This window comes from Myroides sp. LJL116 (assembly GCF_054871685.1).
In genome coordinates, this window is the sequence record NZ_JBTXLR010000001.1 from 46,264 (window position 1) to 70,711 (window position 24,448).

Here is a 24,448-nt window from a genome sequence, read left to right on the forward strand (position 1 = left end):
TACTTTTTGGGGTATTTAATTTTTATAAATCAATCTGTTGTATTAGATCCCAGTTAGCTCTGACCATAATTGGTTCTGGGAAAAATACGCTTTTCTCTGGCTGAATTTGTTTTAGGTAATCCCCTGTATCCCATTTTCCATTTCGATTTGTGTCATAGGAAATACGCACAATATAGGTATTTGGTGTTAGTAGGTCAAAATCTAAGGTCGTTTCACCTGTTGAGTATTTTGTTGCTAGTACATTGTTCTTATCGTCTATTAGATCTACAATGATTGGAAAGCTTTCCACATTGGATAAGGAAATACTTAAGTTACCATAGTCTTTATAAGGTCCTGTGTAAAAGGAATAAGATAATGTGTCGTTTTTCTCTCCAAAGAAATCTGTAATGGCCCCTGGTAAAAGAGATAAATTATACTTGGTAGATTCTTGTTTTTCAAAATTCACTACCAAGGATTGGTCTAAATACTTATTATCCAAAGTAAAGCTAACGGCTACAGAGTCTTGATCTATAAAGATAAATTTATCTAAATCAATTTGCTCTATAGGAGTAGTTGAACTTAGTTGTAGGTTTTTGCCATAATGTAATAAGCCTGAAGTTCCTGTGATTTGTAAAGAGTCTATCTCTTTAATTTTTACTTTTGGTCTTAAGGTGAAAACTTCTTTTCCTTTAGATATACTCATTGTAAGTGAATCTGTTTTTACCTGTGGAAACCAAACTTGTAAACTGTCTTTTTTCGGTAAAAAAGTATAGGTACTTTTTATTAAGCTATCTCCTTTTTTTACGTCAATACTTAAATCCTCTATTTCTCCTACATAAGGAAGGTACCATTTATTTTCAGACTCTTGTGTAGGTCTTTTAGCGGCGAATTCCTGGATAGATTCAAATAGAACTAAGTCAATTTTTTTATCTGTTGGCAGATAAATGGAATCCGTTAAAAAGGCTATTTTATCCGTACTAGGATTGAATAGATAATCATTATTCTTATCCTTTAAACCTATTATTTTATAATATCCTTCTTTTAGGTTTTCTAATTTAAAGCTAGTTAGACTATCTAAGGTATTAGTTACATATAGTGGTTTTTGCTTATATACAGTAGAATCAGTAAAAGTTTTTGCCTCATACAACATTACATTTACAAAGTTATCCGTCTTTAATTGATGTGCAGTAGATATACTACCACCTAATTGTAAGGAGTCAATATAATCTCCGGTAGAGAATACATATTTAAATTGTTGGAAGACGTTGTTTTCATTATTGTCCGCAATAGCATCACCAAAGTTTATATTGTATGTGGTATTAGGGGCAAGTGAATCTCTAAAACGAATGGTTAATGTTTTCTTAGGAATTCCCATAGGGCTAATATCCGGCATATTTTCCATTGGAGGAGAGATGATAAGATATTGGTTTAAGTTATTCACCTTAATATACTCATCAAATAAAATACGCACTTCCTTTTGATCAAAGTTAGTAGAATAGTTCTTAGGTATACTATGAATTAGAACTGGTGGTAGAGTGTCTTTTGGACCTCCGCTAATGCTCCCCCTTTTTGCGCAGTTGGCAAAAAACAAGGTAATAAATACCAAAGAGATGCAACTAAAATATATACGAAACTTCGACATAACTATAAATTAAAAGACAAAGAAACAATTATATTTTTTAGTTAGAAAATCTATGTTACAAAAAGGGATGTATGAGGGATTGATTTTGTAAAAAAATGTATTATCACAAGTATTTTTTCAATTTATTAGTCTTAATGAGAAAATAGACGTAGTTTGAATTAGAAAAATAGGTCATACTATATTATTTTTTAATTAGACGTGAATTTTTTAAAGTTTTAATTATGGAAATCCCTATTAACAAAATATATTTGTCTAAACAAAGACCATTAAAATGAACGAGGAACAAGTACAAAGGCAAATTATGGCAATAATGGCCCAAATTGCCAAAGGCGAGAGCCAACAGGCATTAGTGAAAATAGAAACACTTAAAGAAATAATTTACCAAGTCTTAGATACAACTACACAAGACAAAGAATTGGCCGTTTACGGTAAGTATCTAAAAATTGTAGAAGAGCTACAACGTAAACTAGATTAGTTATGCAAGATTTACCTTGTTATTGTGGGAGTGGTTTAAAGTTTTCGAAATGTTGTCAACCATTTATTAGTAAGACTGAATTTCCAGATTCAGCTGAGAAGCTTATGCGCTCTAGATATAGCGCATATGCTATAGGGGATGCGCAATATTTATTAGATACTACCCATCCGTCTCAAAGGAAGTTCCATAATAAGAAAGATATATTGGAATGGTCCCTTGAAAATACATGGCTTAAATTAGAAATTCTACAGGCCAAGGGAAATTATGTAAACTTTAAAGCTTATTTTAGAGATAATCAAGGAATGGAACATGTTCACCATGAAAACTCTTATTTTGAAAAGTTCGCTTCAAAATGGTATTATGTAAACGGTTAAAATCGATACAAAAATTAATAAAACAACTATAATTATGAAATCAACTAGAATTGAAACCGACCTTATCGGTGATTTAGAAGTGCCATTACAGGCCTATTATGGTGTGCAAACACAACGTGCAGTGGATAATTTTAAAATTTCAAACAGTAAATTGTCTGATTATCCTGAATTTATTAAAGGATTAGCTCTTACTAAATGGGCTGCAGCTAAAACTAACTTTGAATTAAATGTTTTAGAGCAACCAATTTACCAAGCAATTGCCGATGCATGTCAAGAAATTCTAGATGGTAAATTTCACCAAGAGTTTCCTGTAGATATGATTCAAGGTGGAGCAGGTACCTCTGTTAATATGAACGCCAACGAAGTTATAGCTAACCGTGCTATTGAACTTTTAGGTCATCAAAAAGGAGAATACCAATATTGTTCCCCAAATGATCATGTGAACTTATCTCAGAGTACAAATGATGCTTATCCAACTGCTTTAAAAGTTGCGATTTTCAACATGAATCAAAAGGTGATTAAGACTCTAAGCAAACTTAGTGAAGGTTTACAAGAAAAAGCTAACGAGTTTGAAAATGTAATTAAAATGGGTAGAACACAACTTCAAGATGCTGTTCCTATGACATTAGGACAGGAGTTTGGAGGTTTTGCTTATACTTTAGAAAAAGAGATTGCTAATTTGGAGTATGTGAGTAAAGGCTTTTTAGAAATAAACATGGGAGCTACTGCAATTGGAACTGGTTTGAATGCAGTGCCTGGATATGCGGAACTATGTGCTAAAAATCTTGGAATTCTATTAGATGAACCTGTTGTATCTGCCAAAAACTTAGTAGAAGCAACTTCAGATACTAGTGGATTTGTAGCTTATTCTGGAGCTTTAAAGAAAATAGCTATCAAGCTTTCTAAAATATGTAATGATTTACGATTACTTTCAAGTGGACCTCGTTGTGGATTAAATGAAATTCAGTTGCCTGCAATGCAACCAGGATCTTCTATTATGCCTGGAAAAGTAAATCCAGTTATTCCAGAGGTAGTAAACCAAGTATGTTTTAAAGTAATTGGTAATGATATGACAATTACTATGGCATCGGAAGCAGCACAGTTACAATTAAACGTTATGGAGCCTGTTATTGCTCATAGTGTAATGGAATCTATGCAATGGTTAGATAATGCAATGGAAACTCTTTTAACTAAGTGTGTTTTAGGTATTAAAGCTAATGTGGAACACAATAAAGAATTAGTTTTAGGTAGTATAGGTATTGTTACTGCACTTAATCCTTATATAGGATATAAAGCTTCTACAAAAATTGCTAAACAAGCTTTACAAACAGGAGAAAGCGTTTATGATTTAGTATTAGAAAATAATCTTCTTAGTAAAGAGCGCTTAGATGAGATCTTAGATCCTAAGCATATGTTAGCTCCTTCGAAAGTTTAATATTCTTAAAAGGGATGTCCATTATAGGACATCCCTTTTTTTAAAAATATCTATATGCGTATTATTATAATCGGTGGTACAGGTGCCACAGGAATGGAATTAACTACCCAACTCTTGTTGGATGATAGGGTAGAGGAAGTACAAATTATTCTTAGGAAAAAAATGGAATATAGCCATCCTAAATTAAAACAGTATGTTTTAGATTTTGATCAAATGCAACATTGGGATACTTCCTTTATACAAGGAGCCGATATAGCCTTTTGTGCTTTAGGGACAACCTTAAAGCAAGCTGGAAGTAAGAGTAATTTTTATAAAATAGATTATAGTTATGTAACTGATTTTGCAAGTATTTGTAGATCTTTAGGAGTAAACTGCTTTAGTTTAGTGAGCTCTAAAGGTGCAAATAGTAAAAGTGCATTGTTCTATTTTCGAATAAAGGGACAAGTTGAACAGGCCATTTTAGCTCTTAATTTCCCTAAAACGGTATTTATTCGTCCTGGTTCTTTAATTCGTCCTGGATCTACACGTAATTTAGAGAAATTAACCGTACAAGTATCAAAGTTCATCACTAGCATAGGACTCTTCAAAAGTTCCACACCAGTGAGTGTTAAGGGAGTTGCTCAAGCATTGATAAGTGAAAGTTTGTCTGACTCTATAGGGGTAAGGATAATAGAAAATATAGATATTGTAAACTTGGAAGCATCTGAAGATAAATAAAATATAAAATAAAAAAATCTGTTTGTAAGAATACAAACAGATTTTTTTATTTTATCCAATTCTTAAACCATTCTCACAAGGTTTATCAACAGTTAGTAAGGTAACTTCTTTTCCTAAAACAGCTCCCATTACTAGACATTGACTTTTTAGAGTTGCAATCTGTTTCTCAGGGAAGTTTACCACTGCGATTATTTGCTTGCCTATTAATTCCTGGTGGGTATATAGGGCTGTTAATTGTGCTGAACTCTTTTTTATACCTATTTGGCCTCCGAAATCAATCAAAAGTTTAAAGGCCGGATTTCTAGCTTGTTCAAAGATTTGAGCCTCTATAATAGTACCTACTCGCATATCTACTTTAGTAAATTCATCCCACGTAAGGTCATTTGTTATATTTTTCATCATTTAAAATAGGGTTAATTGTTTTTCTATTTTTTCTTTCTGTTTGAATGTATAGGTTGCAATAATTTCAAATTGCAATTTTTCTTGGTTTAGCCTTCTTAATGCTATTTGGTTACATTGCATTGTAATGGCTGGATTTTGAAAAAAGTCAAAGGCTTGTTGCAATTTACCACTGGTTAATTTTCTTGCTATAGTCAGATGGGGTGTTGTACTTTTATAGGCGTTTTTAATTGTAAGACCTTTAAATATTTCAGTAGCATAGTCTTGGTATGTTTTTGAAGATACCGGATCTATTTCCAAGAAAAAGGCACCATTAGGAAAGCTATTAAATGCTACTAACTCACTTTGTATTGGAGAAAAATAGCTACAGCAATCTACAAGAAAGCGATCTACTTTTTCAATCTGTTGTTCTGTAGTTTGAAATTCCATAATAGTAATATGTCCAATGGCATTTTTACTATTAAACCATCCAATTTCACTAGATAAGTCTGTTTTCATTGCCGCCACAATTTCAAGGGTATTTTGATCAGGTAAAAAACAGATAGAGTATTTATTTAGAGGATTCATTTTTTTAGGTCGTAAGGTGTGCCTAAACTTAAGGTAGCTTTTGTTTAAAAGCAAATAATTAAGGTTAAGCTTGTTTATCAGTAGGTTCTTTGTGCCAAATAAAAAAGCATGCTTATTGAAATGGTATTATCAATAAGCATGCTTTTTTATTAATTATCTAAGCTAGGATAGCTAATATTGTGTTTTTAAAAAATTAGTACAAGATTACTTTACCTTTGAAAGGTTCTTTAATAAAGATGTCTACATTATGAGCTTTGGAAACATATACTTTACAATATTCAATTTGATAAACAAACTCATCAATTAGACGAAATACCTGTACAACTGGATTTTGAATCTGATGGTCTTTATAATCAATTACCAAAATATCGTTTTCAAAATCTATGGATGAAAATTCTTGAATATATTTCATAATGGTACCTTTTAAAGTTGTAGTCTAATTTACAAAATATTTATCAATTAATATTTATAATTGACAGCATTATAACTACTTAGTTACAATTTGCATGGTTTCTCTATTTACATGTTTCAAAAGAATAGTTTTGTCTTTTAAAAGTTGACTTGCTTTATCAGGGTCAAAATGTCTGATAGTGTATAGGCAAACGTTTTCATTATAACTTACCTTAAAGTTATTTTGTAACTCTTGGTTTAGCTTAAAAAAGTTTTGAAATTTATCTTCTACACAAATAGTAAAACTGATAGCTGAGTTTTGTATCACATGTACTTTTATGTGATATTGGTGTAAAAGGTGGAAAATATCGCTAATATTTTGTTCCATTATAAAAGAGAAATCTTTGGAAGAAATAGAAATTAGCAATTGGTTATTTTTTACAATATAACAAGGAACTAGAGGAGTTAACCCATAGTTTTTACTTACAGTTGTGCCCTTTAAGCTAGGTTGTACAAAAGAGCGAACATATAAAGGTATTTCTTTGTTTTGTAAAGGTTGAAGGGTTTTTGGATGTATTACAGTTGCTCCATAAAATGCTAGTTCAATAGCTTCTTGATAAGAAATTTCATCCAAAAGTGTAGTTTCTTGGAAATAGCGTGGATCAGCATTTAATACCCCAGGAACATCTTTCCATATTGTTACACTTTCTGCATTGAGTATATAGGCGAAAATTGCTGCTGAATAATCTGAACCTTCCCTACCTAAAGTCGTAGCAAAACCATTGGAGTCTGCAGCGATGAATCCTTGGGTAATATATAATTGTTTTGGTTGGATTAACTCATTTATTTTCTTGGTAGTTTGTTCCCAATTTACATTGGCATCCCTATAGGTGAAGTCTGTTTCTACTAAATCTTTGGCATCTAACCAATGGTTTTCCAAGCCAAGGGATATTAAGTAATAATGGAGTATTCTAGTAGAAATAATCTCCCCTTTACTTACAACTTGATCATAGATAAAGTTATAGTTAGGTGACTTATTATTTTTTAAAAAGCTAGAGATTTCCTGTAAATTATCCTCTAGTTCTTTAAACATTGGATGAGTAGTATCTGGAAATAGATCTAGTATTATTTGATAATGGAAGTCTCTAACAGCATTTAAACTTTGAGATAATTCAGAGGGATCGTTTCTATAATTATTAACTACCAATTCAAGGGCATTAGTAGTTTTTCCCATTGCAGAAGCAATTATCAAGATGTCTTGATAATTATTTTGGATCAAAATATTTCCAACGTTTCTAACATTTTGGGCATTACAAATTGATGCTCCTCCAAATTTAAATATCCTCATTATTTTCTTTGTGACATATGATTAATTCCTTGTTCATCCATTTGAACTGTGTTCCAATTTGTTAGGACATCAGCTCCTGAACTTTGATAGAAGTCTATAGCAGGTTGATTCCAATTTAATACTACCCATTCTACTCGCTTAACATTTTGTTTTTTAGCAATTTTAAAGACTTCCTTGTAAAGAGCCATTCCAGCTCCAGTTCCCCTTTTATCTTGTGTTACAATTAAATCCTCTAAGTGAATTGTTTTACCTTTCCAAGTAGAATATCTATTGTAAAATAATGCCATTCCAATAATCTTATTGTCCTGTTGGGCTACTAATGCTTCAAAAAGAGGTTTTGCGCCAAAACCATCTCTAATTAGGTCTTCTTCTGTGATTATAACTGCTTGTGGCTCTTTTTCAAAGGCAGCTAATTCTTTAATAAGTTCCAATACACTACCCATATCTTCTGGGGTTGCAGGTCTAATAATCATAATGTTTTAGTTTTAATGGTTATTCTTTCAATAGAAGAACAAAATTAACGATATTTGCAGAATTATATACACAACTAAAGAATCATTTTCATAATGACAACACAAAAAAATCAAACCCTAGGTGAATTTATTATCGATAAGCAAGAAGATTTCAAATATTCTTCAGGCGAACTATCTAGATTAATCAACTCTTTAAGATTAGCAGCCAAAGTAGTAAGTCATCAAGTTAATCAAGCCGGATTAGTAGATATTATTGGAGCTTTTGGTACTGCTAACATTCAAGGTGAGGAACAACAAAAGTTAGATGTATATGCCAACGAAATTTTCATCAATACTCTAATCAATCGTGAGATTGTTTGTGGTATTGCCTCTGAGGAGGAAGATGACTTCATTGCCATTAAAGGTAAAAAGGGAACCAATGAGAATAAATATGTTGTTTTAATGGATCCTTTAGATGGATCATCTAATATAGATGTAAACGTTTCTGTTGGGACTATTTTCTCTATTTACAGAAGAGTTACTCCAAGTGGAACTCCTGTTACTAAAGAAGATTTTCTTCAAAAAGGAGATAATCAAGTTGCAGCGGGATATATTGTATACGGATCTTCAACTATGTTAGTTTATACAACAGGAAATGGTGTTAATGGATTTACTTTAAACCCTGCAATTGGTACTTTTTACTTGTCTCATCCTAATATGAAGATTGCTAAAGATGGTAACATCTATTCGGTAAATCAAGGTAATTATATGCAGTTCCCTCAAGGAATCAAGGACTATATCAAGTACTGCCAAGAGGAAGAACAAGATAGACCATATTCTTCTCGTTATATCGGAAGTTTAGTTTCAGATATCCATAGAAATATTTTAAAAGGAGGTATTTATATGTATCCTTCTACTAAAAAAGCACCAAATGGAAAATTACGCCTATTATATGAATGTAATCCTATTGCATATATAGTAGAGCAAGCAGGAGGTAAAGCTTCTAATGGATTTATGAGAATTATGGAAGTAGAGCCTACTGAATTACATCAACGTGTTCCTTTTATTTGTGGAAGTGAAAACATGGTTGCAAAAGCAGAAGAGTTTATGGCTAACTATATTTAATATAAGAAAAGCGATCTAATTTAGATCGCTTTTTTATTTTTTTATATTTTTAATTTCTTGTACAAAAGTATCCTCATCTACATTTAAGACCATTAAGGATAGTGCCTTACTTACTAAGTAATCTACATCATTAGTAAAACCTAAAGCAACAGCAAATTTCTTTAAAATATCTTTTTGTTTAGGTCCTAGCATATTTCCTACATAGGTCATACGGGCTAAATCATATAAACGCTCAATTCTCTTAATTTCTAAATATGGAGGGTTTACTGGGTACTTTGTGGGATCCAGAAGTATGTTTTTATAATCCTGTGGTGTGATCTCTAAGCGATGTGCTAATTGATCAATAAACTCTCTTTCCTCCGCTGAACAGTGTCCATTGGCTAAAGCTACTCTTACAATAGAAGCAAAGTGTCCTCTGTTTCTATCTACGAAGTCAGCATCGAATACATCATCGTCCTGTGTCATAGTTGTAAATAATTAAAAGTTTATAATTAGTATCTTTTCGTATTAGAAAGATAAGGAATTTTTTTATGTAGATTAGATTTTTTACAATATATATTGTGTAAGATTTTTATTTATCTACTTTTTATATTCTTTTTAGTATATAAAATGAAATTTGTTTTTCTCGTATAGATTAGGTAGGAACTAAAAATTCCATTTATTAGAACCTCAGGTATACCAGAACATTTGTGTATTTTTGTTTTCAATAAAAGTTAAACTTCAAAATAATCTAAAGGATGGATAGTGAACTAAAAATTGCCAGATACGATAAAGCCTATTTACGCATGGCAAGACAATGGGCAGAGTTGTCTTATTGTAAACGTAAAAAGGTTGGAGCTTTGATTGTAAAAGATCGAATGATCATTTCTGATGGATATAACGGCACTCCTACCGGTTTTGAAAATTGTTGTGAAGATGAGGCCAACTTAACCCATTGGTATGTTTTACATGCGGAAGCAAATGCTATTTTGAAGGTAGCAAGTTCTACTCAAAGCTGTACTGATGCTACTTTATATATTACTATGTCTCCTTGTAAAGAGTGTAGCAAGTTAATCCATCAGGCAGGAATTACACGTGTAGTTTATATTGAAGCTTATAAAGATACTGAAGGAGTGGATTTTCTTCAAAGAGCAGCAGTAGAAGTTGTGCAGATTACCAATTTAGAATAAGTTTTCAAGTATGAATAAGTTTTTTTGGCCTTTTGCCTTATCTCTTACTTTATGCTTAGGTATCTTCTTGGGAGGCTTTTTGGTTCAAGTCAGTCTTAGGTCGCAAGACATTAATCAGACAAAAGATCAAAAACTAAAAATCAATAAGCTTTTAGATCTTATTGATACCGAATATGTAGACAACGTTGATCTAGATTCAGTTTCACAAAAAGTTATTTCTACGATTTTACAACAATTAGACCCCCATTCTTTTTATATGGGTAAAGACGAATTGGTTGAAATAAATAAAGTGATGCAAGGTAGCTTTATTGGTATAGGCATACATTACTATCCTTATAGGGATAGTGTAGTAGTTCTTAAAAGTGATCCAAAAGGGCCAGCATATAGGGGAGGAGTACTAAAGGGGGATAGAATCTTAGTGGCGGATAATACAGTATTGCATGGGAAAGACATTCCTAGAGATAGTATTGTTAAAGCCCTACAAGGACCAATAAATTCTACAGTGAGCGTATTAGTTAAACGCCCAGGTATAGATTCTTTGTTGCCTTTAACTATTCATAGAGAAAAAATTGATGTGCCTAGTATTACCTATAGTGGTATATTAGATAATGGATATGGGTATATCAAGATTAATACGTTTTCAAAAAACACGTATACAGATTTTTCCAATGCTTTACAGGCTTTAGTCGCTTTACAGATAAAAGGACTGATTATCGACTTGCAAGACAATCCTGGAGGTTATATGGACCAAGCTATAAAAATTTTAAACGATTTGGTTCCAGAGAATCAAATGCTTCTAAAAACCTTATCTCAAAAAAATAAGCAAAAGATAACCTATGCGAAAAGTACTAATCTTTTTAGCCAACAGCCATTATTAATTCTAGTCAATGAAAATAGTGCTTCTGCTAGTGAAATTATTGCAGGGGCTCTTCAAGATAATGATAGAGCAACTATAGTTGGTAGAACAACCTTTGGTAAAGGGCTGGTGCAAAGAGAATTTCTATTAGGAGATGGATCTGCTATTCGCTTGACTACAGCTAGGTATTACACACCTTCAGGAAGATCAATACAATTGCCATATAGCAATCAAATAGACAACTCTGTTATAGAGAAAAAGCCATTGGATACAACTAGGTTTATGACTCTAAAAGGTAGAGAGGTTTATGCCAATGGAGGGATTACTCCTGATATATTATTGAAAAATAAAGAAAACCGCTTTTCACATGGAATGGAGTTTTTAATGAAAAGTAATGCGAGTAGCTTTTTTGTATTCGAAACTATTGATAAGCAAAGAGGGTTTTTCAGCAACCTTGATTTATCAGAACTAGATACTTATCTACAAACTAACAAAGATGTTCTATTAAGTGATTTCAAGGCGTTTTTGCAAAATAAAAAGTTGTCTTTTCAATTAGAGAAATACCAAAATGAAGTGATAGGATATTTACACGAAGAATTTATACATCAACTCTTTGATGAAACTACCTATTATAAATACAAGCTTTCCCAAGATGAAATTTTAAAGGAGGCTTTACAAAGTATTGAAAAACAAAATGTCCTTCCTAATTAAAGGAAGGACATTTTTTATAGATAGATATATGGGATTACCATATTTTTACTCTTTCTTCTGGTTTGATATATAATTTATCAGTCTCTTGGATATCAAAAGCTTCATAGAAAGCATCTACGTTTTGTAAAGGTACATATGCTCTGTAATGTCCAGGAGCGTGAGGGTCAGTTTTTACTTGGTTTCTAACTGCTTCGTCTCTTGCTTTAGTTCTCCATATTGTAGCCCATGAAATAAAGAAACGTTGCTCTGGTGTAAATCCATCGATTAACCCTGGATCACCATTTTCTGCTAAATACTTTTGTAGTCCATCATATGCAGCATTAACTCCACCTAAGTCTCCAATATTTTCACCTAAAGTAAATTTACCATCTACAAAAACACCAGGAAGTGGTTCTAATTCGCTGTATTGGTCTGCTAGATTAGTACCTAACATAGTAAAGCGCTCTAAATCTTCCGCTGTCCACCAGTTGTTTAGGTTTCCATTTTTATCAAATCTAGATCCTGAATCATCAAAACTATGCGAAATCTCATGTCCAATTACTGCTCCAATACCACCATAGTTGATTGCCTCATCTGCTTGGTAGTCATAAAATGGAGGTTGTAAGATTGCTGCTGGGAAAACGATCTCATTATATACAGGATTAAAATAAGCATTTACTGTCTGAGGTGACATTCCCCAACGAGATTTATCTACTGGTTTTCCATAATCAGAAGTATTTTTAGCTACTCCCCATTTGGTTGCATTTCTCATGTTGTCATAGTAGTTTCCTCCTTGGTCTACATTTTTGATTTCCATTGTAGAATAGTCTTCCCACTTATCTGGGTAACCAATTTTAATAGTTGTAGCATATAATTTTTCTAATGCTCCTTTTTTGGTTTCTTCTGCCATCCAAGGTAAGTTTTGGATTCTTTCACCAAAAGAAGAGATCACGTTTGAAATCATCGCTTTTGCTTTTTCCTTAGCCTCAGCTGGGAATTTTTGCTCAACATATAATTGACCTAAAGCTTCTCCAACACTACTATTAACTACCGCTAAAGCTCTTTCTTCGATTGGACGTTGTTCTTGTGCTCCTTCTAAAGTTTTAGAGTAAAATTCCCAATTTGCTGTTTCCATCTCAGGTGTTAATATACTAGCAGATCTATTTACTAAAGTCCACTTTAAGTATGCTTTAATTTGAGGTAGATTATTCTGTGTTAAGATATTGTTTAATGCAGCGATATATTTTGGCTGTGAAACAATTACTTTATCTAATTTATTCAAGCCTTTAGCTTCAAAATATTGCGTCCAATTGATAACTGGTGCAAGTTTTTGTAATTCAGCTAAAGTCATTGGGTTATAAGTTAATCTAGCATCTCTTCTTTCAACTCTTGTTAAACGAGGTTCAGAAAGTTTTGTTTCGATTTCTAAAACGCTTTTTGCATCTTGTGCTGCTTCTGCAGGCTGTTCTCCTGCAAGAGTAAGCATACGTGTTACGTGATCAACATATTGTTGACGCTTTTCTTTCATATCCTCTGAATCGAGCATATAATAATCCTTATCAGGTAATCCTAAAGATCCAAGAGATAAGTATACCACATTTTCAGAAGAGCTTTTCGCATCAGCGCTTACATAAGAGGAATATAGACCAAGTCCTCCATAATCAGCTAATTCATTAATTAACTTCTCTACTTGCTGTACAGAAGTCATTGCATTAATTTGATCTAATAAGCTTTGAATTGGTTGGGTACCAAGTTCTGTTCTAGTTTTTGAATCTAAATAAGTGTTGTAAATCGCTACAGCTTTTGCTTGATCAGAATTAGGATCTAAGTTTTTATCCTGTGAAGCTTGTTTTAAAATAGCTAAGGCATCTTTGTCTGTATTTTGTCTTAACTCATCAAAACTTCCCCATCTAGTACGGTCATCTGGAATTTCTGTTTTATCATACCAAGTACCGTTTACATAGCGGAAAAAATCATCTCCAGGCTTTGTATCCGTATCCATGTATTCTAAAGTGATCCCATGATTCTGTTGATCCTGGTCTGTTTTTTTGTCATCTTTACAAGATGCCAAGGTAACTAAAGCGATAGCTGAGGCTAGTAATACCTTTTTGTTCATAATATTTAAGTATTTTAGTTTTTGTTGATATAATAACAAAAATAACAAATAAGTTTAGCTAATATAATATTTCATACTTTTTTTTATATAAATGTCATTTGGGTAGACTTTAACTAATTTTAGAAATCGAATTTGTAAATTTGTTGAAAATCAGAGTTATTATGTTAGAGTACTTCAAAAAATACAAATACTTTTTTTTATTTTTATTCTTATTGTGCGCAGGAATTTTGGTAATGTTTTATAATGCTTTAAAATATCGAAAGTCGCTTCCTGTTTTCACCCCATCAATGGTTAATCCAGAGTTAGTAGATACTTTAATTCAGCATCAAGCCAATAAACAAAGGCATAAAGTAGCTGATTTTACTTTTTATAATCAAAATGGGGATACTATTACCCAGAAAGATTATGAAGGACATATTTATGTAGCTGATTTTTTCTTTACTACTTGTACCACTATTTGTCCTATTATGGGAGATAATATGGAATGGTTACAAGAAAAAGTAAAAACCCTACCAGGGGTTAAATTACTTTCTCATACTGTAACTCCAGAAATAGACACTGTTGAGGTTTTAAAACAATATGCTTTAGACAAGAATGTAGACGATTCTATTTGGAATTTAGTTACAGGAGATAAAAGAGATATTTATTTCATAGCTCGTAATTCATACTTAGCAGTAAAGACAGGTTCTGTTGATGAACTTTATGATATGGTACATACAGAGAATTTTGTTTTAGTAGATAAAAATGGAAGAATTCGTGGTTTTTATGATGGAACCAATTTTGATACTAAGGACCCTGAGGCCAAGAATATGCAAGAGCTTTGGGAAGATATACAGTGGCTTTATGAGCATCAAAAAGATAAATAATTAAATGTCAAATAGATAAAAGAAGGTTGAATACCTTCTTTTTTTTTGGATAAACTTTAAGGGTAGCCAATTTTGTTTTATCTTATATACTTACCCTATATGATTAACTAGATGGAATATATAGAAATTATTGTTTACGTTTTATTTGTTTTAGCACTATTATTTTTAATAAAAGTTCTACTTACAAAGAGCAAGAAACCTAGGAAAAAATCGTGTAGAAGTTCCGACAAAGATTGTATATAATAAAAAAGTCATCTTGAAAAGATGACTTTTTTGCTTTATCGTATTTGATTGATAAAAGCCTTTATGCTTTTTTGGTCTATTCCATGTTGTGTAATATGTTTTATAAACGCAGTTCCTATAATTGCCCCACTGCTGTATTTAGTGGCTGCATTAAAGCTTTGTTTATCTCTAACTCCAAAACCAATTAGACGAGGATTTTTTAACCCTAAACTTTCTATTTTTTGATAATAATCACGGTTAGCTTCTAGATCAATAGCACTCCCAGTAACACCTGCACTAGAAACCATATAAATAAAACCTGTAGAATTTTTATCGATTTCTAAAATCCTTTGTTCACTTGTCTGATTACTTACTAGTAAAATATTACTAAGGTTATTCTCAAGCATTAAGCTTTCAAATTTAGATTTATAAAAGTCAAGAGGTAAATCAGGAATTATTAAACCGTCTATACCTATTTTGGAACAAGTGGTAATAAACTCTTCAATACCATATTGCAGAATAGGATTTAAATATCCCATTAGAACAATAGGAATTTGACATTGTGTTCGAATGTCTTTCAATTGTTCTAGTAACTCTGTTAAGCTAAGACCGTTTTCAATGGCGATACTCGAACTCTCCTGGATTACAGGGCCATCGGCTAATGGATCAGAGAATGGAATACCTATTTCAATTAAATCTACTCCTTCTTGCTCTAAATGCTTAATTATAGTGGTGGTGTCTTTTAAGTTTGGGTATCCTGCAGTAAAGAAAATAGACAAAATATTTTTATCTTTCTTTTCAAATAATTCTGTAATTCTATTTTTCATTTGTAAAATATTTTTCATAAGTTAACATGTCTTTGTCTCCTCTTCCTGATAGATTTACAACCACAATGTCAGAGGGTTTAAGTTGCATTTGATTCAGATAAGCTAAGGCATGAGCCGACTCTAAAGCAGGGATTATTCCATCTACTTTACTTAAATGCATTGCCGCCTCTATTGCTTGTTGGTCTGTAACACTAGCTACTTTTATCTTATCCGTCTGATGTAAGAAAGCATGCGCAGGTCCAATTCCTGGGTAGTCTAGTCCCGCTGAGATAGAGTAAGGTTCTGTTATTTGACCATTTTCATCTTGCATTAAGTAAGTTAAGCTTCCATGAATTATACCTTGTTTACCTCTAGCTATAGTTGCTGCAGTTTGTTGAGTATCTACTCCTTTTCCTGCTGCCTCAACAGCAATTAGCTTGGTATGTTGATTGTCGATAAAATGATAAAAGGCTCCCATAGCATTACTTCCTCCTCCGATACATGCGATAACATAATCTGGTTTATCTGTATGCTCTTTTTCAAGTAGTTGGTTTTTTATTTCTTTACTTATAACGGACTGAAATTTAGCAACCATATCTGGATAGGGGTGAGGTCCAACTACAGAACCAATTACATAATGAGATTCTGTAGGATTGTTAATCCAATGTCTAATTGCTTCGTTAGTAGCATCTTTTAGTGTTTTACTTCCACTATGGGCAGGAACTACTGTTGCTCCTAACATCTTCATTCTTTCCACATTTGGTTTTTGACGCTCAATATCTATTGCTCCCATATAAATAGTACATTTTAAGCCTAAAAGTGCACATGTTGTGGCAGTTGCTACGCCGTGTTGTCCTGCTCCGGTTTCAGCAATAATATGTTGCTTATTTAGTCGTTTAGCCAATAAAATTTGTCCAACAGTATTATTAATTTTATGTGCTCCTGTATGATTCAGATCCTCTCTTTTCAAGTAGATTTTAGCATTGAATTGTTTGGATAAATTCTTCGATAAGAAAAGTGGAGTAGGTCTACCTACATAGTCTTTTAGTAGCTGGTCTAACTCTTGTTGAAATTGTGGGTCTTGTAAAATTTGAAGATAATTATTTTGTAATTCTTGTATGTTAGGGTATAACATCTCTGGGATAAATGCACCTCCAAAGTTGCCATAGTAACCGTTGAAATCTGGATCGAATGAATTATTCATGACGTATTGTTTTTATTATTTGTTGTGTTTTTTCTATGTTTTTTAATCCTGGAGAATCTTCAATTCCGCTATTAATATCAAAACCTACTAATTGGCAATGCTCTAGTTTTAAAGCTTGTGTTATATTTTGGTTGTTGATACCTCCACTTAGTAAAAAAGGAGTTGTTCCGGTGTAATTTTTTAATAGCTCCCATGGGAAGGTTTCGCCACTACCTCCATATAAAGGAGTCTTTGTATCAAAAATGAAATGAGTACAATAGACTTCATAAGGGGTTGTCTTCTGAAAATCACTAGCCTTTGCTATAGAGAATGCCTTAATTACCTTAATATTTTTACTCTGGAAAAATGCACAATCACTTGGCGTTTCATCGGAGTGAAGCTGGATGTAATCCAAGTCAAACTCTTGTATTTTTGCTAGGATAAATTCTTTTGAAGCATGTACAAAAACTCCTACTTTTTTTATCCCATTCAAATTACTTTGATCTAATTTGGGTATGGAAGGCATATACCTCTTAGATTTCTCATAAAATATATAGCCTATCAAGTCGGGGTTTAATTTATTTATTTGCTCGATGTTTTGTTGCTGTGTTAAGCCACAAATTTTAATTAACTTACGCATTTAGTTGATTAATTAAGGCGCAAAGCGCCTGTTTTGGATCCTCTTGTCTCATAAAATATTCTCCCATTAAAAAACCATTAAAGCCATTTTCCTTTAAAGTTTTAATGACGTGGGGATTATCTAGACCGCTTTCAGCAATTTTTATAGCATTACTTGGTAAGCGTTTTGCTAGTTCAATACTATTTTGAATGTCCACTTGAAAGTTGATTAAATTGCGATTGTTGATGCCTATTAGGTCAAAATTTAAATCCTTACATCTTTCTATTTCCTCTTGGCTTTGCGTTTCTAAAAGTACCTCTAGTCCAATTTGGTGGGCTAAATCTATATAATCTTTTATTTGCTGGTCCTCTAGTATCTTTGCAATAAGTAAAATTGCATCAGCTCCAATGGCTTTTGCTTCTATAATTTGATAAGAATCTACTATAAAGTCCTTTTGTAAGATGGGAATTTGAGCGATTTCACATGCTTTTTTTAAATCCATCTTCTCCGCACCGAAATAATCTTGATCATGTAATACTGAAATAGCAGAAGCACCATTATTTTGATAGGTTTCTATGAAATAGTCTACTTGAGCATTTTCTCTGATTATTCCTTTAGATGGAGATTGTCTTTTAAACTCTGTAATTAAACCATTTTTGGAAGGATCTAAGATTGCTTGTGAAATAGACTTACCCTTTTTAGAAAATAAAGCGCTGGACTCTAAATCTGCAATAGACCTTTGTTTTTTTCTTTGGTTAAGTTCTTGTAGTTTATTTTCTTTTATTTCTTGTAGTATATTTCTCATAGCTGACGTAATATTTCAAATTTTTCTTTTGCTTTTTTTCCTAATAGGGACTCTTTGGCTAGCTCCATTGATTCATGTATGCTTAAATTAGGATAGTAGGTATGTATTGCTAAGGCACTATTGGCTAAAACGACACTATTTTGCTGATCTGTTCCTTTACCTTTTAAGATCTGCCAGAAAATATAGGCTGATTCTTCAGCGGTCTTTCCACCCTCTATACTTTGTGCTGATATAGCAGGTAAATCGAAATACGTAGAGTCAATGATTTTTTCCTGTTGATTTGTAACTATTTTACATGATTGAGTTAAGCTACATTCATCATATCCATCAAGGGAGTGTATAATTGTATATTGTGTATTGGCTTGTTGTAATAAGTACTGATACATACGCAATAGCTCTAAGTTGGATAAACCAATTAATTGCACCTTAGGACTACATGGATTAGTCAAGGGACCTAACATATTAAAAAATGTTTTAACCCCTAACTCTTTACGTACACTAGCAATATTATGCATCGCGGGATGAAATAAGGGAGCATGTAAAAAGCAAATGTTTGCTTGAGCTAATTGTTGTTTTAAACGCTTGGTATCACTTGTGAAATGAATTCCTAAGTTTTCCATCACACTCGAAGAACCTGAAATGGAAGAAACACCATAATTTCCGTGTTTAGCTACAGGGATTCCTGCACCAGCTACCACAAAGCTAGATAGAGTAGATATATTAAAAGTATCTTTTCCATCTCCACCTGTTCCACAAAGGTCCATTGGATTGAATTCTGATAGATCAATTTTTGTACACAATTCTAACATTGCTGCTCTAAAGCCTTTAAGTTCTTCTAAGGTAATAGCACGCATGGAAAAGCAACTTAGTAAAGCAGCAGTTTGTATTTGGGTATATTCATGGTTAGCCATGTTTATTAGAACTTGTTTAGCTTTTTCAAAAGACAAGGTTTTTTGTTGGGCTAATAGATGTAATATTTCTTTCATAATTTAATTTTTTATCCAGTTGTCAATCATCGTTTTTCCATCCGTAGTAAGTATAGATTCTGGATGAAATTGTACTGCTCGAATAGAATATTCTTTATGCTTAAAGGCCATAATGTTCTGATTATTATCTACCGAAAGTGCAATTAGTGAATCTGGTAAATCGCTAAGGACTAAAGAATGATAATGGCCGATGGAACTATCTTGTTTTATACCATTGAAAAGGTAATCTTTCTCTAAAATTGCCATGGGAGAGCTTATTCCATGCAAGGGATTTTCTAATTGTTTCAATGTAGCTCCGAAGTATACTCCTAAAGCTTGATGCCCTAAACAGACTCCTAATATATCTTTAGTAGAAGCACATTGTTCAATAAGCTGCATTAGCTGTCCATTTTCTTGTGGATTTCCAGGTCCTGGAGATAATAGAATTTTGTCGAATTTATGTAGTTCATTAAAATTGATCTTATCATTTTTGACTACTTGGACACTTACTTCTTTATGTTGTTTTAGTATGTAAACAATGTTATAAACAAAGGAGTCGTAGTTATCTATTACAAGTATGTTCATCATTTTATATATTTTGAGCAAGATTAATTGCTGTTCTAACTGCGGTTAATTTGTTGTTTATTTCCTGTAATTCACTCTGTAAATTGGATAGAATTACTACTCCACAACCAGCTTGATAATGTAGGGTGTTGTTTAAACTTAGGACAGAACGGATAAATATTGCTTGATTTATATTTCCATCTAGACCTAGAATACCAACACTTCCACCATAAAATCCACGAGATTTTGTTTCGTACTTATTGATTAATTCTATTGCTTTTCGTTTGGGAGCTCCGGAGAGTGTACCAGCAGGGAAAGTGTTTTTAAAGACGTTTATGGACTTACTTTGATTCTCTAACACACCACTTACTTTAGAAACCAAGTGAATCACATGAGAGTAGTATTCTACTTTTTTGAATTCTTCTACCTCTACCTTGTTACTTTCTATACTTAAATCATTTCTGGCTAGATCCACTAGCATAATGTGCTCAGCACTCTCTTTTGGGTCATTTTGTAAGGCAATAGCTAACTCTTTATCTTTATTGGCATCATGGGTTCTTTTAAAAGTTCCAGCAATAGGATGTATATAAGCTTTATTCTTTTTTACCACTAGTTGGGCTTCTGGGGAAGAACCGAATATTTTGAAATTTCCATAATCAAAATAAAATAAGTAAGGAGATGGGTTAATACTTCTTAGTGTTCGGTACACATTAAAGTCATCTCCTTGGAATTTTTGCTCATATCCTCTAGATAAGACTAATTGAAAAACATCCCCTTTTTTACAATGGTTATGTACTTCTTTCAAGCTTTCCATAAACTCCTGATCGCTTTGGTCTGTTTGTTCCTCGGAAATGTTTTTAAAGGGATAAGCACTTGGTGAGGCGCATTTCAAAAGTTCAACAATATTATCAAGGGTAGGTTGCTTGTTTTGCTCAACATGTTCGATAATATATAAATCATTATTGAAATGATTAAAAACTAATAAGTATCTAAAGAAGTGGTATTGAATGACAGGTAAGTTATAAGTGCTTTTTTGTAGTTCAATATCTTGGAATAATTCTAAACTTTCGTAGTTGGAATACCCAAATAAGCCATTATTTATAAAAGTAATATTTTGATCTTTTTCTACTTTAAAACTATTGATGAACTTAGTTAGCTCCTGTGAAATATCTATAGCACTATTGGCTAGAAGGGTTTTTTCGGAGTTGGGTTTTGTAACGATAGTTTCTTCTTTCGTAGAAATAAAGCTAGCAATTGGGTCTAAACAGATATAGGTATAATTGTTCTCTTTACTATTATATTGAGAACTCTCTAGTAGAAAGCTATGTGGAAATTTGTCACGTAGTTTTAAATATAGCTCCACTGGAGTGTGTAAATCGGCAAGTTCTTTTTTGTATAAGGTTTGGAAAGTCATGATGTGTTTTGTGTTAGATTAAAAAAAAAATAGGTCTTCCGAAAAATTCAGAAGACCTATTTTATTATTACTAAAAAATTAATATATATATACAGGGGTATCAACCGAATTCTTTTTGGGAATTGGACTGCCACCACCATGATAAAAATGTATTAATAAATTGCATAATCGTAAATAAAAAAAAATTTGTAAAAAAAAAGCCTACTAGAGAGACTCTAGTAGGCTTTGTATATTTTGTATTCGTTTTTATCTTAAAAAAATCAAAACTTGAATTACATACATGATCCAACTGAATCCCAACTCGGATTTAGTCTGCTCCACCAATTTGTATGTAAGTTATTTGTTTTCATGTTTATCTTTATGGGGCTAATATATGAAAAATTCTTTATAAAAATTCTTTTTCAATAAAAAACTAGAAAAAATTAGTGATTAGACCTGGATATATTCCGATTATAATATTAATTAGGATTGCAAGTCCACCAATTACTTGTATGCATAGTTTATTAGAAACAGGCTCTTGTTGTTGGTCTTTATCCCAGTACATTGCTATAACAATCTTCATGTAATAGTAGATACTAATAAAGGAGTTGATAACAGCAAAGATTACTAATGCTATATAACCATTTTCTAGTGCTTGAGTTAATAAAAAGAACTTAGCAAAGAAACCTGCAAAGATCGGAATACCTCCCATAGAAAGTAAAGCTACTGTCATTATGATAGCATAAAGTGGGTTGGTATAACCTAAAGCTTTAAAATTCTCTATGTAATCATTGTCTTTATCTTGGGTTACAGCTATTAGTATACTAAAAGCAGCAATTCCCGCCACACTATAAGCTACAGCATAATAGAAAAGATTGGATGCACCTAAATCAGTAAGTGAAGTTAATGCTATCATCATAAAACCTGCATGGGAAATTCCAGAGTAGGCTAGAAGGCGTTTGACACTTTTTTGGCGTATCGCCATAATGTTTCCTACAGTCATAGAAAGTATCGCAATAACTACTAGAACTAAAGTAACATTTTGTGTAATGCTTGGTAGTAATTCTTGAGAAAGTTTGAAAAGGGTAGCTATAGCTGTTACTTTAACTAAAGTACTCATCATTGCAGTAGTTAAAGTAGGAGCCCCTTGGTAAACATCTGGTGCCCAAAAATGAAATGGCACAGCTGCTATTTTAAATAACATTCCAATAATGATAAGCATACTACCTAAGGAATACCAAACTGGTAAAGCATTATTTAGAGAAATATCAGCAATTTGTTGCATATTAAAAGAGCCTGTTGCTCCGTAAACAAGTGCGATTCCAAATAAAATTGCTCCAGAGGCAAAAGACCCTAGAAGGAAGTACTTCATGGCCGCTTCATTACTTTTAATGTTTTTGGGATCACTTCCACAAAGTACATATAATGAAATAGAAAGTATTTCTAGACCTAGAAAAAACATGGCCATATTTCCAAAGCTTACCATACAAATTGCTCCCATTAATAAAAATATTTTTAGAGAGACATAGTCGGCTATTTTTGAAAAGCTTTGCTTATAAAAATTCTTGCTAAGAGCAAGGATTGCTATGGTAAGTCCTATAAATAAAGATGAAAATGCCGAAGAAAACCTAGTAGAAATAAACATACTATTATAGTAAGATTCTACCTGGTCAATATTGCAAACGGTGTAGATTAAAATAGCTAATAGACCAACTATACTAACTGGAATGACCAATTTACGTAAGTTGATTATCTCTAAAATAAGTACTAAAACCGCTAATACGCCAATTGCTATTAATGTATTCATTTGTTGAATTTTGAAGGGTGATGATCTTTTGTTTTAGACGATCTAATTTTTTACTTGATATAGGAAACAATTTCAATTAAGGAAGGAGTAATTAGATCTACTATAGGTTTTGGATAAATACCAAAGAAAACTATTACACCTATTAATAAAGTCAGTATGCAACCTTCTCTGAAGTCAAGGTCTTTGAATACCTTAGTTGTAGAAGACCCTAACATTGATTTTTGAAACATTCTTAACATATAAAAAGCACCTAAGATAATAGTAGTACCTCCTACGATGGCATACCATATATTAATATGCGATAAACCATAAAGTATATTGAACTCTCCAATGAAACTGAATGTACCTGGTAAACCTATAGAAGCAAATAGTAGGAATAAGAAAGCTGTAGCAAACTTAGGAGCTTGTTCTCTGATTGCTCCCATTTGAGAAATATCTAAAGTTTGGTATCTTTTTTCTATAATACTAGCTACATAAAAAAGACCAACAATTACAAATCCATGTGCAAGCATTTGTAAAACTGCTCCTCTGAAACCATCTAAAGTTAAGGTATAGGCTCCAGCAGCAATTAGTCCAACGTGAGCAAGAGAAGAGTAAGCAAAGAATTTCTTAATATTCTTTTGTCTTAATGCCATTAGGGAACCAAATACTAAACCAATTAGACATAATACAAGAATAACTGGCATTAGTTGCTTGGAGATAGAAGGAGTTATTGGCAACTGCCATCTTATTACCGAATATAAACCCATTTTCAACATTATTCCTGCTAAAAGCATAGTTCCTGCAGTAGGAGCTTTTTCATAGGTAGAGGCCTGCCAAGTATGGAAAGGGAAAATAGGAATCTTTACCGCATAAGCAGCAAAGAAAGCTAAGAACACCCAATATTGTTCTTTCAAACTTAAATTTGCCTTATATAAGTCCAATAATAGGAAACTATTGGTTTTAGTATAAAGGTATATTAGACCAGCTAACATAAATAATGAACCTGCAAAAGTATAGATGAAAAAGGTCAATACTGTCTTTTTAATAGAAGTACTATCGGCATTACTCCAAAGTAAAACAATAAAGTAAATAGGAAGTAAAGCCAATTCCCAAAATATATAATACAAAAGACCATCACTTGCTAAAAAGGTACCTGTCATTGCAAAACACATAAACATAATTAAACCATAAAATATGTGTGGTTTTTTTATCGTATCACAAATCGAACTCCAAATGATAATTGGAGTTAAACTAGTTGTTAGTAAGACAAGTGCTAAAGAAAGTCCATCTGCTTTTAATGCAAAATGTATATTGGGTTTATTTACCCATTGAGTTATATAGCTAGTATCTAATCCTTGATTATGTTGGCATATTAATACAATTGTTTGTATGAATGCCACTAGTCCAAAAAGTAATGCAACTTTACTGGCTAATTTTTTGCCCGAAATATACGTGGCAAATGCTCCTACTAATAAGGTTATTAATAATATAGTAACGTTCAT

Annotated in this window: 25 protein-coding genes; 8 read left to right on the forward strand and 17 right to left on the reverse strand. The window is 32.4% G+C overall.

The window, feature by feature from the left end:
• Positions 1 to 22 precede the first annotated feature (22 nt).
• The gene (locus tag ACYSNM_RS00195; protein WP_461755127.1) at positions 23 to 1,621 is read right to left on the reverse strand and encodes an Ig-like domain-containing domain; all 1,599 of its coding nucleotides are present in this window, start codon (positions 1,619 to 1,621) and stop codon (positions 23 to 25) included.
• Between the two features lie 271 nt (positions 1,622 to 1,892).
• Here ACYSNM_RS00195 and ACYSNM_RS00200 point away from each other — a divergent pair, with 271 nt between their 5' ends.
• From ACYSNM_RS00200 to ACYSNM_RS00215, 4 genes are read left to right on the forward strand one after another with little or no spacing between them, the layout of a single operon-like run.
• Positions 1,893 to 2,096 carry a hypothetical protein gene (locus ACYSNM_RS00200; RefSeq protein ID WP_461755128.1) on the forward strand — a complete coding sequence of 68 codons (204 nt, stop codon included), beginning with the start codon at positions 1,893 to 1,895 and terminating at the stop codon, positions 2,094 to 2,096.
• Between the two features lie 2 nt (positions 2,097 to 2,098).
• A complete protein-coding gene (locus tag ACYSNM_RS00205; RefSeq protein ID WP_461755129.1) occupies positions 2,099 to 2,470 on the forward strand; it encodes a YchJ family protein in 372 nt (123 codons plus the stop codon).
• Positions 2,471 to 2,504: 34 nt separating this feature from the next.
• Entirely contained in the window at positions 2,505 to 3,905 is a 1,401-nt protein-coding gene (aspA, locus tag ACYSNM_RS00210) for an aspartate ammonia-lyase (protein WP_461755130.1), read from the forward strand.
• A gap of 54 nt (positions 3,906 to 3,959) precedes the next feature.
• Entirely contained in the window at positions 3,960 to 4,622 is a 663-nt protein-coding gene (locus ACYSNM_RS00215) for a Rossmann-fold NAD(P)-binding domain-containing protein (RefSeq protein WP_461755131.1), read from the forward strand.
• 51 nt (positions 4,623 to 4,673) lie between these two features.
• Here the strand turns inward: ACYSNM_RS00215 and ACYSNM_RS00220 are convergent, their stop codons facing one another.
• The 5 genes from ACYSNM_RS00220 to ACYSNM_RS00240 form a co-directional block, all read right to left on the reverse strand.
• Entirely contained in the window at positions 4,674 to 5,021 is a 348-nt protein-coding gene (locus ACYSNM_RS00220; protein ID WP_461755427.1) for a tRNA-binding protein, read from the reverse strand.
• Positions 5,022 to 5,024: 3 nt separating this feature from the next.
• Positions 5,025 to 5,588, reverse strand: a complete 564-nt coding sequence (locus ACYSNM_RS00225) for a 2'-5' RNA ligase family protein (RefSeq protein ID WP_461755132.1) — start codon at positions 5,586 to 5,588, stop codon at positions 5,025 to 5,027.
• Positions 5,589 to 5,781: 193 nt separating this feature from the next.
• Entirely contained in the window at positions 5,782 to 6,000 is a 219-nt protein-coding gene (locus ACYSNM_RS00230) for a hypothetical protein (protein WP_461754495.1), read from the reverse strand.
• A gap of 75 nt (positions 6,001 to 6,075) precedes the next feature.
• Positions 6,076 to 7,326, reverse strand: a complete 1,251-nt coding sequence (locus ACYSNM_RS00235; RefSeq protein WP_461755133.1) for an aspartate kinase — start codon at positions 7,324 to 7,326, stop codon at positions 6,076 to 6,078.
• Positions 7,326 to 7,799 (reverse strand): GNAT family N-acetyltransferase, encoded by a 474-nt coding sequence (locus ACYSNM_RS00240; RefSeq protein WP_461755134.1) that lies wholly within the window; start codon positions 7,797 to 7,799, stop codon positions 7,326 to 7,328. Before ACYSNM_RS00240 ends, ACYSNM_RS00235 begins: the two co-directional genes overlap by 1 nt.
• A 93-nt stretch (positions 7,800 to 7,892) precedes the next feature.
• Here ACYSNM_RS00240 and fbp point away from each other — a divergent pair, with 93 nt between their 5' ends.
• Positions 7,893 to 8,903: a class 1 fructose-bisphosphatase gene (fbp, locus tag ACYSNM_RS00245; RefSeq protein ID WP_461754492.1), complete on the forward strand. Its 1,011-nt coding sequence runs from the start codon at positions 7,893 to 7,895 to the stop codon at positions 8,901 to 8,903.
• A gap of 33 nt (positions 8,904 to 8,936) precedes the next feature.
• Here the strand turns inward: fbp and ACYSNM_RS00250 are convergent, their stop codons facing one another.
• On the reverse strand, positions 8,937 to 9,368 hold the full coding sequence (locus tag ACYSNM_RS00250) for a TerB family tellurite resistance protein (protein ID WP_461754491.1): 432 nt from the start codon (positions 9,366 to 9,368) through the stop codon (positions 8,937 to 8,939).
• Between the two features lie 272 nt (positions 9,369 to 9,640).
• Here ACYSNM_RS00250 and ACYSNM_RS00255 point away from each other — a divergent pair, with 272 nt between their 5' ends.
• Both ACYSNM_RS00255 and ACYSNM_RS00260 read left to right on the forward strand, forming a co-directional pair.
• Complete coding sequence (locus tag ACYSNM_RS00255; protein WP_461755135.1) at positions 9,641 to 10,072, forward strand: deoxycytidylate deaminase; 432 nt, start codon at positions 9,641 to 9,643, stop codon at positions 10,070 to 10,072.
• A gap of 10 nt (positions 10,073 to 10,082) precedes the next feature.
• Entirely contained in the window at positions 10,083 to 11,639 is a 1,557-nt protein-coding gene (locus ACYSNM_RS00260; RefSeq protein ID WP_461755136.1) for a S41 family peptidase, read from the forward strand.
• Between the two features lie 34 nt (positions 11,640 to 11,673).
• Here the strand turns inward: ACYSNM_RS00260 and ACYSNM_RS00265 are convergent, their stop codons facing one another.
• Positions 11,674 to 13,734: a M13 family metallopeptidase gene (locus tag ACYSNM_RS00265; protein WP_461755137.1), complete on the reverse strand. Its 2,061-nt coding sequence runs from the start codon at positions 13,732 to 13,734 to the stop codon at positions 11,674 to 11,676.
• Between the two features lie 161 nt (positions 13,735 to 13,895).
• Here ACYSNM_RS00265 and ACYSNM_RS00270 point away from each other — a divergent pair, with 161 nt between their 5' ends.
• Positions 13,896 to 14,600 (forward strand): SCO family protein, encoded by a 705-nt coding sequence (locus tag ACYSNM_RS00270; protein ID WP_461755138.1) that lies wholly within the window; start codon positions 13,896 to 13,898, stop codon positions 14,598 to 14,600.
• A gap of 278 nt (positions 14,601 to 14,878) precedes the next feature.
• On the opposite strand, the gene trpA is transcribed toward ACYSNM_RS00270, so the two are convergent.
• The 9 genes from trpA to ACYSNM_RS00315 all read right to left on the reverse strand — a co-directional run bounded on the left by trpA (position 14,879) and on the right by ACYSNM_RS00315 (position 24,448).
• Positions 14,879 to 15,649 carry a tryptophan synthase subunit alpha gene (trpA, locus tag ACYSNM_RS00275; protein ID WP_461755139.1) on the reverse strand — a complete coding sequence of 257 codons (771 nt, stop codon included), beginning with the start codon at positions 15,647 to 15,649 and terminating at the stop codon, positions 14,879 to 14,881.
• Positions 15,639 to 16,832, reverse strand: coding sequence for a tryptophan synthase subunit beta (gene trpB / locus ACYSNM_RS00280; protein WP_461755140.1), 1,194 nt, complete (start codon positions 16,830 to 16,832; stop codon positions 15,639 to 15,641). The genes trpA and trpB overlap by 11 nt, the downstream gene beginning before the upstream one ends.
• Positions 16,825 to 17,451, reverse strand: coding sequence for a phosphoribosylanthranilate isomerase (locus ACYSNM_RS00285; protein WP_461755141.1), 627 nt, complete (start codon positions 17,449 to 17,451; stop codon positions 16,825 to 16,827). The genes trpB and ACYSNM_RS00285 overlap by 8 nt, the downstream gene beginning before the upstream one ends.
• Positions 17,444 to 18,235 carry an indole-3-glycerol phosphate synthase TrpC gene (gene trpC, locus ACYSNM_RS00290; RefSeq protein ID WP_461755142.1) on the reverse strand — a complete coding sequence of 264 codons (792 nt, stop codon included), beginning with the start codon at positions 18,233 to 18,235 and terminating at the stop codon, positions 17,444 to 17,446. Before trpC ends, ACYSNM_RS00285 begins: the two co-directional genes overlap by 8 nt.
• Positions 18,232 to 19,221: an anthranilate phosphoribosyltransferase gene (gene trpD / locus ACYSNM_RS00295; RefSeq protein WP_461755143.1), complete on the reverse strand. Its 990-nt coding sequence runs from the start codon at positions 19,219 to 19,221 to the stop codon at positions 18,232 to 18,234. Before trpD ends, trpC begins: the two co-directional genes overlap by 4 nt.
• 3 nt (positions 19,222 to 19,224) lie before the next feature.
• Positions 19,225 to 19,788, reverse strand: a complete 564-nt coding sequence (locus ACYSNM_RS00300) for an anthranilate synthase component II (RefSeq protein ID WP_461755144.1) — start codon at positions 19,786 to 19,788, stop codon at positions 19,225 to 19,227.
• A gap of 1 nt (position 19,789) precedes the next feature.
• Positions 19,790 to 21,178, reverse strand: a complete 1,389-nt coding sequence (locus ACYSNM_RS00305; RefSeq protein WP_461755145.1) for an anthranilate synthase component I family protein — start codon at positions 21,176 to 21,178, stop codon at positions 19,790 to 19,792.
• Positions 21,179 to 21,590: 412 nt separating this feature from the next.
• Complete coding sequence (locus tag ACYSNM_RS00310) at positions 21,591 to 22,964, reverse strand: NADH-quinone oxidoreductase subunit N (RefSeq protein ID WP_461755146.1); 1,374 nt, start codon at positions 22,962 to 22,964, stop codon at positions 21,591 to 21,593.
• Between the two features lie 50 nt (positions 22,965 to 23,014).
• On the reverse strand, positions 23,015 to 24,448 hold the full coding sequence (locus ACYSNM_RS00315) for a complex I subunit 4 family protein (RefSeq protein WP_461755147.1): 1,434 nt from the start codon (positions 24,446 to 24,448) through the stop codon (positions 23,015 to 23,017).